This window comes from Chitinophaga sp. RAB17 (assembly GCF_052114225.1).
GTDB lineage: Bacteria > Bacteroidota > Bacteroidia > Chitinophagales > Chitinophagaceae > Chitinophaga.
The window spans coordinates 21,587-37,200 of sequence record NZ_JBFREI010000021.1; the positions used below are offsets into that span (position 1 = coordinate 21,587).

Sequence of the window (15,614 nt, forward strand, 5' to 3'; positions counted from 1 at the left end):
TATGAAACATCTATGGGTCCGTTTCGGTTGCTTCATAACCGGATACAACTACAATATCCTGCGAAACTGCAGCGAAGCTGCTTTTAAATCCGTGAAGAAGTATACCGCAGCCATGCTGATCGTTTGCATTCTGTGGTTTTTTATAGGTTTTACTTTTGCGCATCGCTACCTGTCACTCAGCCTCCCGGGTTGCATGCTGGCGGGACTTCTCTCCACCGTAATCATTGTACAGATTGAAAAGCAGATCATCTTATCCATCAATCCGAGCCGGCTGCTATTAATTTTCAGGGGTTGTCTGGCTGTCATGATGTCTATTCTGGGTGCTGTGATCATCGATCAGATCTTGTTCGAAAAAGATATTGAGATCGCGAAGATTTCCTACGTCTCAGAAAAAGTAGACAAGATGTTACCCTCGAAAACTGAAGAATTAAGAAAGCAGATTGCCGCACTGGACACAACGATTAGTAAAAAAGAGCGGGAAAAAGATAATTACGTTGAAGATATCAGTAAACGCTCCACCACAACTGCCACAACCACACAAACAGCAACAAAACGGGTGCCTGTAAAAACAGTAACATCATCAGGGAAGGATACGATCAGCTGGAAAACGATAAGTGATGTTGTTGTGGCATCTACACTGGTGCCAAATCCCAAAATAGCATTGCTGCCGTCCCTGGACTCTACTATTGGTGCTATCCGGCAACAAAAATCACTAAAGGAAAACGAATTACTCGACATCAAACCTGCACTTGAAAAGGAAATGAAAGCGAGTACAGGATTTTTGGATGAGCTAACAATCATGAAGCAGATGTTATCCACATCTTACGTTGCATTGTGTTTCTGGATCCTTTGGGTTTTATTCTTCCTGTTTATAGAGATGCTGGTACTATTCAGCAAGCTGGGCGACACGTCAAATGATTACGAAAAGGTGGTATTGCACCATATGAACTTACAGATGCGGCGGCTTGATGCGCTTGGAAAAGGATTTGAATGATAAAATTTCTGACAACATCAATATCAAAAAAATTCCCATGGATTTTAAAGATGAAATCAAACTCTTCGGCGACAAAGTCGAAAAGCTTAAAAACCAGATTCAGACAGAAGAAGCTACCAAGAATGCTTTTATCATGCCCTTCATTAAAGTCCTGGGCTATGATGTATTTGACCCTTTCGAAGTAATGCCGGAGTTCATTGCGGATATCGGGATTAAGAAGGGTGAGAAAGTTGACTATGCGATCATGAAAGAAGGCAAGCCTTCTATACTCATTGAATGCAAGCATTGGGGAGAAAGCCTGGATCCGCACAATTCTCAGCTTTTCCGGTATTTCCATACAACAACCGCTAAATTCGGCCTATTGTCCAATGGAATAATTTACCGGTTTTATACAGATCTTACGGAGCAGAATAAAATGGATGATAAGCCATTCTTTGAATTTAATGTTACAGATATAAAAGATAACCAGGTTGAAGAATTAAAGAAATTTCACAAGTCATATTTCAACCTGGAAAACATTCAAACTACTGCGAGTGAGCTCAAATACATGAATGAGCTGAAAACCTTGATAAATATTGAGTTTCAAAACCCGTCTGAAGGGTTGATTAAACTCTTTACCAAACAGATATACAGGGGGATGCTAACTTCAAAAATTGTTGAGCAGTTCGGCGCACTTACTAAAAAGTCAATACAACAATACATCAATGACCTGATAACTGAAAGGCTTAAATCTGCGCTGAAAAAGGAAAATGAGGCTGAGCCGACCGATGCTGAGAAGGAAATAGCAAAAACAGATATCGAGGAAAAGGGCTCATTGATTGAAACAACCGAAGAGGAAAAAGAAGGCTATATGATTGTAAAAACAATTCTGCGACAAAAAATAAAACCGGCCAGAATAGCCTATCGGGACGCCCAATCCTATTTCGCCATCCTACTGGATAATAATAACCGAAAAACGATATGCAGATTGTATTTTAACGGTTCGCGAAAATACATTGGCACTTTGGATGAGCAAAAAAAAGAAACGAGGACAGAGATTTTAACGATCGATGACATCTTTAAATTCGAAGAAATACTTCATAAGACGGTTGAATGGTATGATTCAGAAAAAGTTCAGGTATAAACATGCCAGAGCATATAGCAGCCTACTAATCATATAAACTCCATAAATATTCGAGGAAATAAATTATTTCAGATAACGTTCACAGTTGTTCCCACCGCGGTTATTCATCAAATTCAAATGTTATTACGTTGATCAAAAAATATTCATCTATGAAAAAAGTCATTTTAATTCTGATAATTATTACCCCATTTTATTCGGCCTGTTCTCAAACAGCGAAACCCGATACAGATTTAAAAGAACAAAAAAGCAAAGCAGAGCTTTTTTCAAACAAATCTGGTTCTCTAATACAAAAACAATTTATGGATGTGGGCTCCCTGGGGGGCTGCCAGATTCAAGTTGCCCAATTTACGGACCTGATTGGCGGAGAAACTACCAGGGCAGTACGTTTTGAATATGCTTATTCCGGAACATATTCATCTGATACCAAAATAGGCATGCTTGATATGGACGAAGTTGACGCACTAATTAAATCCTTGAACATTATAAAAGACAAGATAATACCGACGACACCAGAAGTATATACCGAAATTCAATATAGAAGCCGCGGCGGCTTCCAGGCAGGCTGCTTTTATTCAAAAAAAGAATGGTCCACCTTTTTAAAACTAGAGCGATTTGATGAGAAGTCCTATGTCTTTATGAAGGATGGGGATATTACTCAACTGCTGTCAATATTAAATGATGCAAAGGCCAAACTCTAATTATCATAAGCGCTGGGATAAAAAGGCCCGTTTTTAGCGTCAATGGAATGTAGCTAGATCAATCACCTCAAAAATTGATACATATTGATGAAACATTGAGACATATTCTTTAATTAATCAAATTCATATTGATTTATTTTGATTATACCCAAATGTAAATTAGGAATATGTATAAACGATTAATAATAGTTATACTCATTTATTTGTCTGATGTAAGCACTGGTTGGGCCCAGATATCTCAGGTAAACACTCAGAAATTTAACCGTAAATCGGGAGTAACGGTGACCTATGGCAAAAGTATCCTGAAAATAGCCTGGCCTGCGGGAAACAATAATTATGGGCAGGTTGATCTTAATATGGAAAATGGGAAACCATTGTTTAGCCGTCTGATTATTGGCGCTGCCAGGAACGCTAAGCTGGTTTCAACGGATCTTGATCCTACCTTTCTGCTTACTATCGGTAAAAGGGATTTAATATCACAAAATGGCTGGAACATATTCTTTGATAAAGTTCCACAGAAAAAATATAAGACCTATAATGTAGAGCTGGAAAAATCTGCAGCGACGGTGAAGACGGTAGGTAGTCGCACTGTAGTTACTATTTCTTCTTTAAAAGCAGATCGTTTCTCGGGTAATCTTGAAATTACATTTTACAACGGTAGTCCGTTATTTAACATAGCCGCAGTGATGTCGACCCAAATAGATTCGACTGCAATTGTATATGATGCAGGTCTGATTAACAGGTCAGAGACCTGGAAAAAGATCGCCTGGATTAATACCAGAGATAGCCTGCAAACGGAAACTGTAATTACTGCTGATACTTCAAAAAACCTTGCTGTAAAATACCGTACGATAGCAGCAAAGGGAAAAGAAGGAGCACTGGCAATATTTCCGGCACCGCATCAGTCCTTTTATCCATTGGATGAAGCCTTTAATCTCAAATTTACCTGGTTTGGTAACAAGTATAGAGGAATGACCGATGGATTTGGTATTGGAATTCGTCAGGATTTAGAGGGCGACAGAAGGTATGTTCCGTGGTTTAATGCGCCTCCTGGTAGCAGGCAACGTTTAAATTTCTTTTGCCTGCTGAGTGCCGAAGATGAAAATACCGCCTTTACTGAGGTGAAGAAATTTACGCACAACGATAGCTATGTGAAGCTACCAGGCTATAAAACCATGTCGAGCCATTTTCACAATGAGTTTATTATGCAGGTTGTATTGGCGAATAAGCCAATTCCCGAAGTTCCGGATTTCGTTAAGGTATTTAAAAAAACCGGGATAGACATTGTGCATCTGGCCGAGTTTCATTATACCGCACATCCCAAAGGCCCGGATGAAACCCGTTTAAAGGAGTTACACGCACTTTTTGAGCAATGTAAACGACTTTCCGATAACAAACTTCTTTTACTGCCTGGAGAGGAGCCCAATGAATTTTTTGGTGGTCATTGGCTGGCAATTTTCCCCAGGCCTGTTTATTGGATTATGTCGCGTAAAAAAGATGCTCCTTTCAGTGAAAACCACCCTCAATATGGCAAGATTTATCATATTGGTGATAAAAATGACATGCTGAAACTTCTTGAAGACGAAAACGGACTTGCATGGACAGCACATGCCCGCACAAAGGGGTCTGTTAATGCACCGGATGAATATAAGGACGAAACCTTCTTTAAATCGGATCATTTTATGGGCGCTGCCTGGAAGGCTATGCCTGCTGATTTGTCTGAACCAAAACTTGGTAAGCGGGTATTGGACCTGATGGACGACATGAATAACTGGAACCTTAAGAAAACTGTTATTACCGAAGCAGATCTTTTTACTATTACTCCGGAAAATGAGATGTACGCACATTTAAATGTCAACTACCTGATGATGGATTCATTGCCAAAGTTTAACAATGGATGGTACCCGGTAGTAAATACGATGCAGCAAGGTAAGTTTTTTGGAAGCACAGGAGAGGTGTTAATTCCTGAATTAACTATAAACGGGAAACGCTCAGGTGAAACATTACAACTCGATAATGCTGGTTTTGCAAATATTAAGCTTAAACTAAGCTGGACCTTTCCAATGAATTTTGTAGAAATAATATCAGGCGATGGAGCTAAAGTATATAGGGAAAAGATCGATCTCACAAAAACGCAGGCTTTTGGATCTCAGTTGCTACAGTTTAAAACTAAACTGAGCAACAGGACATGGGTTAGGGTAGAAGCATGGGATATAGCCGCTAATGGTGCTTTTAGTCAATCCTTTTACATTAAACATTAAGTACCTTTCGCGCATCCATCCTCTATTCCAATAAATAAATTAAATGTTTGTCCGTGCGTCCAAAAAAATCCTGACCTATTCTATCTTTTTAAGCTCCACTCAAAGGTAAAACCAGTAGTTATGGCTAAAATAATAACTTCCAGAGTAAATTGTCCCTCGCTTGCCAGATTTATTATAAGATTGTCTTTGCCCAATATTGCGTAAAATATCGGCATAAACAATTGATTTTTTATAGCTAATATTATTAAAGTGAACAGCAAATACTTTAACCATCTTGTTGGTGAAAGTTTATCCCAGGTTAGAATAGCCATTATCATGCAAGCCATAACAGGTTCAATAAAGCTGATATAGGAAGGTATGAGCACATCGGGACCATAAGGCAATTTACACCATTCATCTGTAGGTGCAAGGTGAGCGATCAGGTTCATTACCGGCTTCCAGGCTGCTGTAAGTAATGGACTCGCAACAAACATGAAAATAGCAGCTATGGCAGCTGCAACCCAAAATTTAAGAAAAAAATTAGTTAGCCTGGGAGCGGAGAAAACTATTAGTCCACACATTACAGCTATCGCCAGTAAGTTTGGGATATTTTTTATCAACATAAAGCCTATCGAATGGCTGCAATAACCGTTCATAAATGGTCCCCTAAAAAGGCTTTCTGTTAACATAGCATCAATAATAAACAGCAAGGCCCATTTTTTTGCAATAACTCCTCCCACTTTCTTATCAGCCAATTCCCAGAAAAACATCAAACCCAGGACTGAAACCACGCGAGTGAAGAATTTGTAAGGTGCGGTAATAACTGTAAAATCAGGAAAGGCTATATTCATGCCCTGGAGCATTACAATATGAACACTTAGCGAAAGCACCAGGCTAATGATAACTCCCACACTAAATTTCAACCAGTTAATATTGTATTGTTGCATAAATCATTAATGTATTTGTCTTCCAATAAATTGGTACACTAAATGCCACCGATTATTTATTAAGGCTATGATCAAGTCATTGAAAATTTCAATGAACTCCTAATCCCTTGCATACACAAAGATCAAAAAAAACAATCGGGAAAATTGCCCATCCAATTGTCGCAAATACCTATACATCCTGTCGTAATCCTATTGCTGTGCTATTCCTTACCTGGCTATTTCTTTGAATTTAAAAGCAGGGTAATTTTTTTGATGTTGTTGCCTGTGATTCCTTCAGCAGCAAGTTCCTTAAAATATATCAAAAACTCATCTTTAAACGTAGATCGGTGGCGATCGAAAGGCTGATCTTACAATTTGATAGATAGCAAACAATGTTAAGTAATCAGTTTCTTAATATAGGAATTTTCACAAAACTATCATTGTACCATTTAACTTTTAATGGCTCTTGGGCATCTTTTATCGTTTCTTCAGATACGGTTTTTCCTGTCCCATAATTTAGTTCAGAAAACGGGTTTTTATTTACATTTAGATAAATTAATAATCGACTCCCTTTACTTAATCGTTTGCTTACCAAATGCGTATTAGAGAATGGAATAGTTTCAATTTCATTTGGTTTTAGCAATTTTCTTTTTGTAATATCAGTTGAATAACTTGCCCGTCCAATAAAATAAGATAAATGGAAATACTCTCCATTTGGCATTACCTCATATAATGTCACGCCAATATCCATATCCCTTTTATTGATACTTGCTTTGATTTCTCCTAAAAAAGAGCCATTTATTAAAATTGGTTCTTTTAAAGGTTCACTAATAAAATTAAATCCGTTAGCTGTATCAATTTCTTTACGAATAATGGGTTCAGGATAATAATCGTTATTTGTTTTCTCTCTGTCTGCAAAATCAACTTCTTGTGATAAATAACTTTTTTCAACGGGTTTCTTTGGATTCAAAGAATAGAATCTACCAGACTTATCATCGGTCAAATATAGCGTTAAAAAACTATCATTCATTTTATCAATCGATGGAGCACTTCGCCATTCATTGGCCCCCATTACCTCATAGTTAATTTTGTCTTTTAGAATTTCCGGTTTAGTGCCATTTTTTAGAATATAGTCAAACCATTGATAGGTAATTTTATTGATATCGAACAACGCAACTGGATCTACCTCGTATTCATATAAAACAGGTTCTCCGCCTCTTTGCGTACCAAAATGTCCGTAAGGTCCAATGATAAGATAAACAGGTGTTTCCGGACTATACTTTTGAAGCTCTCTTAGATAGTACAAACCTGAGCTTTGTCCATCGTTATAATAACCGTCAAACGCCAAAACCGGAATTTTTATTTGTGCAAAATCTTTTTTATATGGCGTCATTTTTTGCCAATAACTATCGAAAGATGGATGGCTTATCCATCGTTGAAACCATTTGTTAGGAACACCATCTATGCTGTCTAATTTTTTGTAGGCAACTCCTGTTTCCCACCATTTGTTTTGCATTTTTCTGAAACGCTGTCTGTCATTTCCGGCTATAGTGTCTAGATATTTATTATTCCCAACGTAAAATGACCATTCGTAATTTGGGTTTACGAAAATATTATTTTCTACAGGCAACCCTTGGCCTGGCCGTGCCGCTACTGAAGGTACAATTGTTTTAAGGGCAGGGTGTAGGGTTTTGCAAGCGGCCCATTGTGTAAATCCATTATAACTGCCGCCATACATACCAATACTTCCGTTGCACCATTTTTGCTTACTGATCCAATCAATAACATCGTAAGTATCATTTGCGTCATTTTCGTATGGAAATATTTTGTCCGGACTAAATCTTTTTCCTCTTGCATATGCAATAACACCAACATAACCATTATCTACAGATTTCTTTAGTGATGCAATATCTCTGCCTGTATCTCTAACATAAATAGTAGATTGAAGTATTACAGGTTTAGGATTTTTATCCCCTTTTTTTCTTACAACCATTAAAGATAGTGTAGCTCCGTCTCTGGTCTTTACAGAAACATGATCTTTAATGTTATAGATACTTTTTAAATCTTCCGTTTTTACTTTTTTTGTTTGTTGGGCTAGACAATTGAAAAATGTCAGAAATAGAACTATGAAATTTAAAAATATTTTCATTTATTATTTTTACTTTATTTTGGATTAGCTATCCAGTCTCTTCTGATTGCAGTTAACTGACCTTTACATATCATAAAACAGTTTTACTGCTTTATTTTTCATATTGATCTGAACTATCAATTAGTTTTCTAAAAATGCTAATATAGTAGTAATTCTTAATAAAAAAAGATTGTGAAAAGAGAATTAGTACAATGGGGATTGAATTACAAAACGTTGCTAAAAGGCATAAAATCCAGACAAAGACTCAATATGAGCTTATTCTCGAGCTCTCCCAATTAAGCATAGTACTAGAAAAGTCAAGCCTTCCTGAGAAGAGGAAACTACTAAAACTAATACTTAGCACCAACCCAATATTAACTGCTGATATGCTGATTGGCAATGTTGTCAATCAATCAGTATCAACTGTGTACAATTTAAAAGCAGTTAAGGATATAAAACGCGATACAGATAAGCAAAAACAAGAAGGCTGTCAGAAATGATGATCCGGAAAAATCCTGATACAAAACATCTCTATCGAACCCACTCTTCAAATTGAAAACACCTGATACACACCATCTTAAAAATGAAAAAGCGAAACAAAATCCAATATTGAATTTTGTTTCGCTTTTTGCGGAGAGTCAGGGATTCGAACCCCGGGACCTGTTACAGTCAACAGTTTTCAAGACTGCCGCAATCGACCGCTCTGCCAACTCTCCAGGCTGCGAAAGTATAAAAGGAAATGTTTCTAAAAAAATTTGTTTTACTTTTTTTTGTTGAAAAATTTCGTTAACAGCCGCTTCCCTGACAGGTATTCCCGGCCGATTATTTTTACGTATAGTCGTTATAGGTAGATATTTCTATTATATGCGACGCCCTTCCACGATTATTTTATGTGGCTTTTTCGTAAATTTAAAGATGAACATATTCTTTGAAGGACCCGTATTATGGTCACAGATAGACGCGAACATGCACCTGCGGCATTCGGCCTATGCCGACTTTGCCGCCCAGGCACGGTTAACCATGCTGGATAAAATAGGCCTCGATGCTGCCCATTTCGTACAACTACAAATAGGCCCCATCCTCTTCCGCGAAGAACTCTTCTATCACCGGGAAATTGGCGCCAACGACAAAGTACAGGTCACCTGCGAACTGACAAAGTGCAGAACAGATGCCTCCCGCTGGTCCATTAAACATGAAATTTTCCGGGGAGATGGTACCAAATCCGCTACCGTACTCGTAGACGGGGCATGGATAGATACCCGTAAACGTAAGCTTACCGGACTCCCGGCAGATTTGCTCGAAAAATTCAAAGCCATTCCACGTAGCGAAGACTTTATAGAAGAAGCGGTATAGCACCCATGGCTACCTGCTGGTAAGCGGCTTGCTGTCGTGCGAAAACGCCTGCCTGCCTGTTTCCAGCTCCTTAATAAATGGTAGCTTGTTTTGTAAAAATACGCGGGACGACTGCTCCAGGTAATTGTCCAGCTGGAAGAATTTGGCTGCCCTGGTAGCTCCCAACAGCTTATTCATCCGCCTGAAATAGCGCATTTGTAAACGTCCGAATTCAAGGTCGTTGTTAATGATTTGCCTGGTAAGCGAATTCATTTTACGCTCGTCAAGAGAAGAAAACTCTTCATTATACATCCTCAGTAAAGCAATACGCTCCGCTAACCAGGGGCTTTTTTCCGTTTCATACTCCAGGAAAGTGGACTGAAACGCCTGCATTTCTACCGGAGATATCTGCAATAAATCATCCAGGAGCGACTCTTTATTCTTGCCAAAGATTTGTGTCACCAGGTCCTCATCCTGTATAACAACCGCCGCAATAGGGGCACTCTGAGCACACAACCGCCAGGCGGCACCCAGGATCACCAACAAACATACAAACTTTTTCATGCGCTGAAATTTTAGGATTAATGGCAGGTTCAGCCACTGGCCCAATGCAATCAGGGGGTTACGAACACCAGCTCAAAAGAGGTGTAGATGCAGATTTAAATCACCAAGCAGGTGTAGTGCCCACTACATTTATATGGCAGTGAATCCACCGTTATAGTTAAACAACCAGCTTCCTCAAATAGTTGCAGATTACAAAAAAATGCCCCGGCACGTGGGTGCCGGGGCTATCCTTGTAATAATAATGTGTGGTGGAATCAATTCATAGATTGATGATTGGCTTCCATAAAGGCATCATACGCCTCTTTTGTCCAGTGCTTATAGTCTTCCAGGTCTATTCCTAACCGCTCATCACGCGCTACTTCTTTGAACTCGCGGCTGTCCCAGTAACCCTTTGCCAATGACTGGATGTTCTCCGAAACCGCTGCCGGCGCTTCTTCATAATCGGCAGGATAACTTTTATAGTTACCGATGGCCAGTTCCTGAATTTCTTGTTTTACTGTGTCCTTGCTTAGCTTTGCCATGGTTAAAATTTTTAGTTACCTGGCATAAAACAAAAATGATTCCTCTTTGGTGCCAACCGGCTCCTTTTTATGATTTCTTTATCTTAAAATTATGTTAACGCACCTTATGGCTGTGAATAGGTCACCAGGTCTATTCCTACCCCATTAGGGTCCTGTATAGCGAAATGCCGGTCTCCCCACGGCTCATTACGGATATCGATCACAATATGCGCTCCTTTGGCTTTTAACTGCTGATACCACTCGTCTACGTTCTCTACCTCTATGGTCAGGTATACCCCTTTCCCATTAAAGGCAGACCTGAACAAAGGCTGCTGAGAAGCATGTTCCGGCAATAAAAAACTAATAGCAGAAGACTTATCCGGGGTATGCAACAACAGGTAAAAGTCGTTTTCAAACGTAACCCCAAAGCCTAATATATCTGTATAAAACTTTTTACTCTCCGCTATTTTCGAAGTAATGATGCCCGCATTCAATTTCATCTTAACCGGTTTTGTTTGTGAATAAAGATGGGATATAAAAAAAGAAAAAGTCAGTAATAACAGCCATCGTTTCATTTCCTTGAAATTTTATGACAGCAAAGTTATTATCCGCGCAGGCGCCAACATTGTAAAAATCGGACAAAGTTATTTTTCGAAGACCTGGGATGGCGTAAGGCCGTACAGGCGCTTAAATGCCTTAATGAAATGCGCCTGGTCATAGTAGCCGGCGTCCAGGTACAACCTGTTTTTCAGCACTTCAGGAGAAGATTGTAAAATCTGCTGAAACCGGACTACGTTACTGAAAGCTTTAGGGGTGTCACCGATATATTCAGCAAACAAACGCCGCAACTGCCGCGAACTGATACCCTGGGGGACCTCCTTTTCTATGCTCACCGCACCCGATGTACGCAGGATAAGGTCTATGGATTCATAGAACCTGCTGTCTGCATGAATATCAGTTTTTGAGAGAAGTACCAGGAAGTGCTTATCCAGCATCGATTTTATGGCCGTTACCGTTGGATGTCCAGGTAGTCCTTCTCTCAGAAAATGGTACCCCACAGGGGCTACATCTTCCAAAAGGGCCTCCTGATGGGCCAATTCAGCGGCATTTACCCTATACAACTGCGGAAACATGCCAGGCAGAAAACGGATGCCTGCATAGTTAAACGTGGGGCCCAGCGGGAATTCCGTATAGGTATCACTGAAACCCATTACAACAGGATGCTGCGGGTCATGCAGCTCAAAAAAGATATCTATGCAGCCATCAGCCACTACGCGGTAATGATAAGGCGCCGTTAACGGATATTCGGTTTTCAGCTGCCAGTAACAATAAATAAAATCCTGCAACCTTACATCCGGTAAAAACTCCCGGTACACCACCTCCCCTGCCGCCTGCTTCACACAAGGCTGAACAGGGGAATAAAGCGCTCTTATGTTGTGTATCCGTTGCATTAAATGATCAGCTATCAGCTGCAATTATAACAAAATCGCTTTAATATATGCCTTTCCCCAATTCCCCCACTTACCGATGCTTTTACTGATAGTGGTATTCAGCTCCTTATTATTGACCTCCTTTCCCTTGACCGGTGGCTTTAGGGCACCTTCTTTAATATCATCTACCAGTACTTTGATCGCAAACCAGGTAATATGCTCATGCGGCAACGCTACCCCCAGAATCATTCCCGGCAGTCCACTGAACGACTCCGGCCCTCCCGGTGTAACAATGGCATCGGTATAAAATGCCACCACATAAATGGAATCCATGATAACGGCGTTGGCCCGCCGGCAATCAAACCCGGCTATTTTACGGGTTTCATCCGTAATCTTCCAACGGATGGGGCGGATAGTATCCTTCACCACAAACAATTGCTCAAATACTTTCTTCTGTGAAATACTTTGCATACTATCCAGTCTGGAATACACCACGTTCTCTTCTGCAGGCCCCTCCCCCCAGAAAGGATTCTTATTGGCCGTTTCATTTTCCCTTCCCGGCTTATACAAAGTAGTATTGTTGGCAAACGAATAATCGAAATAGGTGACCTGGTATTGATCCATCCCCTTTTTCAAACCATCCATCCAGGATCCCTCTTCACCATTGCTCATCTGGTTCATCCTGGCATGCATGTTCAACCGCTTCTCATATTCAATACGTCCCTGCTGCAGAAAAATAGTATGCTGCGCCTGCATCGTCAAAGCAGATACGATGAGGAGGGTGAGTAGACTTATTTTCTTACAAATGTTTTTCATAGCAACTATTCTTTGGGCGCTGCAGCGCCTAATTTGTTAAAATTCCAGATAAAAGACAGCAGGCCATAGCGGCCAATAGTACTATAGGTAGACTGCGTAATCCTGTTGGTAGATACCGATCTTTCAAATCCTATGTTCTGATTCAGGATATCACTCATGGAAAAATTGATCTCTACCAATTCTTTCTTTCCAAATTTTTTCGCAACAGATGCATTGACGATAGCAACGCTGTTATTACTGGTAAATACCGGCGTTTTCTGACGGATCATGCAGTTCATATCTGCATGCAACTGAAACTTCAGTGGCAGGTGGATATTTGTACTGGGATTGAGATTATAAGTCCAGTAATTGGTACGCAGCGTATTTTGCACAGAAGATACACTGCTATTGTAATTAGCGCTGGCATCCAGATATACCTCGTATTTCTTTTCCTTCTCTTTGGATGCAAATAAATTTAAACCAACGTTCCCGGATTTTGTCACGTTATATACGTCGTTCACGTAGTTCACATTCCTGTTGAGACTTCCATTTACCCCGGTACCTATTCTCAGATCCAGCGGCACAATCTTCCAGTTAAAATTTGAATAGAACCTGGCACTACTATTACCATTTACGTTAACGGCCTGTGTGGTTCTTTTACCGTTTGCATCCAGTATACTACGGTCACTGATCGCATTACTGGTAGTCGAATAGCTCATGTTCACCCAGATACCGCGGTTCGTCATGACCTTATAATCGGAGAAGTTGGCATCAAAGTTATTATTAAAAGAAGGTTTCAGATTCGGGTTCCCTATCACCACATTCACCGGATCATCATTTACCAGGATCGGTTGCAGCTGGTTGATGCCCGGCTGCTGCGTAGAGCCGTTATAGGTGAATGATAAGCGGCGCTGCGGGGTTATATTATACCGGAGGAGAGCCCTCGGATACCAGTTAACGAAACTGCGATCCCGCTGATGATCCCTGAACATATCCTTTTGTTGAAAGCTGGTCAGTCCCACATTACTACCGATATTAATGCGCACTTTTTTCTTCGTATAGGCGTAGCTCAAACCGCCCTTATGGGTAAGAATATTAAATGCATAATCATTACTGTACAGCGAATCCATCATGACATATTTCCCTTCGCTGTTCTGGTTAAAGGAAAGTTTATTGGAATGGTTGTTATCTAAATTAATACCGTAATTAATCACCAGTGATGAACTTTTTGACAATGGCTCTGTATAGGTAATGTTACTATTGATACTGATGGCTTCATTATTCGTTGTCTTACGCTGATCGGTATTTTGTACCGAATCTACACGCCCCATCTTATAGAAGTTGGTTTGCGCATCCAACAACCCTTCTCCATTGGTACGGTTATAATTCTCTGCAAAAAACACAGAAACGGTACGTCCTTTTTTCTTCAGTTTCTTGCGCCATAAGATACTGGAGTTCACCCCTCCAATATCAAACACCGAAGACGTTTTCCGCTGACTGTTATTAACCATATCCTTATTCGCCAATACTTCGGCAGTATTGAATGTGCTGGATATTTTATGATCCAGTCCACCGTCTACCATTAGCTTGATAGAAGAGCTGGAGTCAATCTGGTTTTCATAACTCCCACTCAGGCGGTTACGAAGAATACTATTTCTAAACTGCTCAGAAGAATTATTGTAGTAAGTAGTGTCTTTCAATAAGTCCTGTGAAACGGTGTTCCTGCTGCCATCCACAAACAATTTCATGATCTTGTAGTTGGCATTTACGTTCTGCCGGTCCCTATCCCATTTATTGCCATAGTGTAAGCCACCGGTCTGCACCAGCGGATACCCATTACCCTGGTATCGTCCCGCCCAGCTGTCAGGCTCACCTCCGTCATCGCTGAACTCAAAGTCACCGTCATCATTAACCGACAATTCACCACCACCGGATCCGAACTTCTCCCGGTCCCCCCAGTTCAAACCCACCTTGCCGGTGTTGGACACAATCCCAAACGCCGCCAGTTTTTGTTTGCCTCTGAATACATTTACCATGGCCTCACTGTTATGGAAACCCTGATCTCCTGCGCCTGCAGCCAGTTTACCGAAATAGCCCCGTTTCTTATCTTCCTTCAGCTGAATATTAATTGTCTTGGTTTTTTCTCCGTCATCAACCCCGGTAAAATTAGACTGATCACTTTTCTTGTCGTACAACTGTACTTTATCGACCATGTCTGCCCGCAGATTTTTGGTGACCAGCGTAGGATCATCTCCAAAAAATTCTTCTCCATCTACCAATACTTTTTTCACGGTTTCACCCTTTGCAGTGATCTGTCCTTTATTATCTACCTGCATACCAGGCAGCTTTTTCAGCAGGTCTTCCACAGAGGCATTGGCTTCTGTTTTGAAGCTGGCCGCATTAAATTCGGTGGTATCTCCTTTCATTTTGATAGCGGCTACCTTCTGTTGGATGACTACTTCCTGCAACAACCGGGATCGCTGCGTAAGCATAATTTTATCCAGATGCACCAGTGAAGTGTCAGATAACGTTAAAGGCTCTACGTAGTCTGCGAAGGCAGGATAACTAATCAGCAACACATAGTTGCCTGCCGGAATGCCCTTTAGCTCAAAGTGGCCTTTTTCGTCACTTCGTGTAAACTTGACTAGTATAGAATCTTTGGCATCGAGAAGGGCGATTACCGAGTGTGATAATTGAACGCGATTAAGGGTGTCTACCACATTTCCTTTTACGGCAGCCTGCTGTGCCAGACAGAGTTGCGTTGTGAGCAGACAAAGGATAAATCCTATAATTTTTTTCATTGTGGTTAAATACAGGTTGTTGGGTACAGATGCAATGCCGTTAAAATTCCATAATAAAATCTGAACTTTTATCGCTGTGTGTG

General features: G+C 40.4%; 14 protein-coding genes and 1 tRNA gene. 6 read left to right on the forward strand and 9 right to left on the reverse strand.

The window, feature by feature from the left end; genetic code table 11:
* Position 1 precedes the first annotated feature (1 nt).
* The 4 genes from AB4Z08_RS34680 (at position 2) to AB4Z08_RS34695 (ending at position 5,076) form a co-directional block, all read left to right on the forward strand.
* Entirely contained in the window at positions 2–994 is a 993-nt protein-coding gene (locus tag AB4Z08_RS34680; protein WP_441578368.1) for a DUF4407 domain-containing protein, read from the forward strand.
* A 37-nt stretch (positions 995–1,031) separates the two neighbouring features.
* The gene (locus AB4Z08_RS34685) at positions 1,032–2,117 is read left to right on the forward strand and encodes a type I restriction endonuclease (RefSeq protein WP_441578369.1); all 1,086 of its coding nucleotides are present in this window, start codon (positions 1,032–1,034) and stop codon (positions 2,115–2,117) included.
* 149 nt (positions 2,118–2,266) lie between these two features.
* Positions 2,267–2,815, forward strand: coding sequence for a hypothetical protein (locus tag AB4Z08_RS34690; RefSeq protein ID WP_441578370.1), 549 nt, complete (start codon positions 2,267–2,269; stop codon positions 2,813–2,815).
* 356 nt (positions 2,816–3,171) lie between these two features.
* Positions 3,172–5,076 (forward strand): hypothetical protein, encoded by a 1,905-nt coding sequence (locus AB4Z08_RS34695; RefSeq protein ID WP_441578371.1) that lies wholly within the window; start codon positions 3,172–3,174, stop codon positions 5,074–5,076.
* Positions 5,077–5,156: 80 nt separating this feature from the next.
* Here AB4Z08_RS34695 and AB4Z08_RS34700 read toward each other — a convergent pair whose 3' ends face one another.
* The gene (locus tag AB4Z08_RS34700) at positions 5,157–6,002 is read right to left on the reverse strand and encodes a hypothetical protein (RefSeq protein ID WP_441578372.1); all 846 of its coding nucleotides are present in this window, start codon (positions 6,000–6,002) and stop codon (positions 5,157–5,159) included.
* Positions 6,003–6,384: 382 nt separating this feature from the next.
* The gene (locus AB4Z08_RS34705; protein ID WP_441578373.1) at positions 6,385–8,130 is read right to left on the reverse strand and encodes a CocE/NonD family hydrolase; all 1,746 of its coding nucleotides are present in this window, start codon (positions 8,128–8,130) and stop codon (positions 6,385–6,387) included.
* A gap of 191 nt (positions 8,131–8,321) precedes the next feature.
* On the opposite strand from AB4Z08_RS34705, the gene AB4Z08_RS34710 reads away from it, so the two are divergent.
* Positions 8,322–8,609, forward strand: coding sequence for a hypothetical protein (locus AB4Z08_RS34710; RefSeq protein WP_441578374.1), 288 nt, complete (start codon positions 8,322–8,324; stop codon positions 8,607–8,609).
* Positions 8,610–8,740: 131 nt separating this feature from the next.
* On the opposite strand, the gene AB4Z08_RS34715 is transcribed toward AB4Z08_RS34710, so the two are convergent.
* A tRNA-Ser gene (locus tag AB4Z08_RS34715) sits at positions 8,741–8,825 on the reverse strand.
* Between the two features lie 199 nt (positions 8,826–9,024).
* Between AB4Z08_RS34715 and AB4Z08_RS34720 the strand changes: the two genes are divergently transcribed.
* The gene (locus tag AB4Z08_RS34720) at positions 9,025–9,462 is read left to right on the forward strand and encodes an acyl-CoA thioesterase (protein ID WP_441578375.1); all 438 of its coding nucleotides are present in this window, start codon (positions 9,025–9,027) and stop codon (positions 9,460–9,462) included.
* Positions 9,463–9,471: 9 nt separating this feature from the next.
* Here the strand turns inward: AB4Z08_RS34720 and AB4Z08_RS34725 are convergent, their stop codons facing one another.
* The 6 genes from AB4Z08_RS34725 to AB4Z08_RS34750 form a co-directional block, all read right to left on the reverse strand.
* Positions 9,472–10,005 carry a hypothetical protein gene (locus AB4Z08_RS34725; RefSeq protein WP_441578376.1) on the reverse strand — a complete coding sequence of 178 codons (534 nt, stop codon included), beginning with the start codon at positions 10,003–10,005 and terminating at the stop codon, positions 9,472–9,474.
* 254 nt (positions 10,006–10,259) lie between these two features.
* On the reverse strand, positions 10,260–10,526 hold the full coding sequence (locus AB4Z08_RS34730) for a hypothetical protein (RefSeq protein ID WP_441578377.1): 267 nt from the start codon (positions 10,524–10,526) through the stop codon (positions 10,260–10,262).
* A 104-nt stretch (positions 10,527–10,630) separates the two neighbouring features.
* Positions 10,631–11,005: a VOC family protein gene (locus tag AB4Z08_RS34735; protein ID WP_441578378.1), complete on the reverse strand. Its 375-nt coding sequence runs from the start codon at positions 11,003–11,005 to the stop codon at positions 10,631–10,633.
* A 144-nt stretch (positions 11,006–11,149) separates the two neighbouring features.
* Positions 11,150–11,956: an AraC family transcriptional regulator gene (locus tag AB4Z08_RS34740; RefSeq protein WP_441578379.1), complete on the reverse strand. Its 807-nt coding sequence runs from the start codon at positions 11,954–11,956 to the stop codon at positions 11,150–11,152.
* A gap of 24 nt (positions 11,957–11,980) precedes the next feature.
* Positions 11,981–12,751 (reverse strand): GLPGLI family protein, encoded by a 771-nt coding sequence (locus tag AB4Z08_RS34745; RefSeq protein WP_441578380.1) that lies wholly within the window; start codon positions 12,749–12,751, stop codon positions 11,981–11,983.
* Positions 12,752–12,756: 5 nt separating this feature from the next.
* A complete protein-coding gene (locus AB4Z08_RS34750) occupies positions 12,757–15,531 on the reverse strand; it encodes an outer membrane beta-barrel family protein (protein ID WP_441578381.1) in 2,775 nt (924 codons plus the stop codon).
* Between the last annotated feature and the right edge of the window lie 83 nt (positions 15,532–15,614).

Coding starts and splice junctions, on each gene's coding strand:
- AB4Z08_RS34680 (WP_441578368.1), top strand. CDS start 2: ATGAAACATCTATGGGTCCGTTTCGGTTGCTTCATAACCGGATACAAC.
- AB4Z08_RS34685 (WP_441578369.1), top strand. CDS start 1,032: ATGGATTTTAAAGATGAAATCAAACTCTTCGGCGACAAAGTCGAAAAG.
- AB4Z08_RS34690 (WP_441578370.1), top strand. CDS start 2,267: ATGAAAAAAGTCATTTTAATTCTGATAATTATTACCCCATTTTATTCG.
- AB4Z08_RS34695 (WP_441578371.1), top strand. CDS start 3,172: ATGGAAAATGGGAAACCATTGTTTAGCCGTCTGATTATTGGCGCTGCC.
- AB4Z08_RS34700 (WP_441578372.1), bottom strand. CDS start 6,002: ATGCAACAATACAATATTAACTGGTTGAAATTTAGTGTGGGAGTTATC.
- AB4Z08_RS34705 (WP_441578373.1), bottom strand. CDS start 8,130: ATGAAAATATTTTTAAATTTCATAGTTCTATTTCTGACATTTTTCAAT.
- AB4Z08_RS34710 (WP_441578374.1), top strand. CDS start 8,322: ATGGGGATTGAATTACAAAACGTTGCTAAAAGGCATAAAATCCAGACA.
- AB4Z08_RS34720 (WP_441578375.1), top strand. CDS start 9,025: ATGAACATATTCTTTGAAGGACCCGTATTATGGTCACAGATAGACGCG.
- AB4Z08_RS34725 (WP_441578376.1), bottom strand. CDS start 10,005: ATGAAAAAGTTTGTATGTTTGTTGGTGATCCTGGGTGCCGCCTGGCGG.
- AB4Z08_RS34730 (WP_441578377.1), bottom strand. CDS start 10,526: ATGGCAAAGCTAAGCAAGGACACAGTAAAACAAGAAATTCAGGAACTG.
- AB4Z08_RS34735 (WP_441578378.1), bottom strand. CDS start 11,005: ATGAAATTGAATGCGGGCATCATTACTTCGAAAATAGCGGAGAGTAAA.
- AB4Z08_RS34740 (WP_441578379.1), bottom strand. CDS start 11,956: ATGCAACGGATACACAACATAAGAGCGCTTTATTCCCCTGTTCAGCCT.
- AB4Z08_RS34745 (WP_441578380.1), bottom strand. CDS start 12,751: ATGAAAAACATTTGTAAGAAAATAAGTCTACTCACCCTCCTCATCGTA.
- AB4Z08_RS34750 (WP_441578381.1), bottom strand. CDS start 15,531: ATGAAAAAAATTATAGGATTTATCCTTTGTCTGCTCACAACGCAACTC.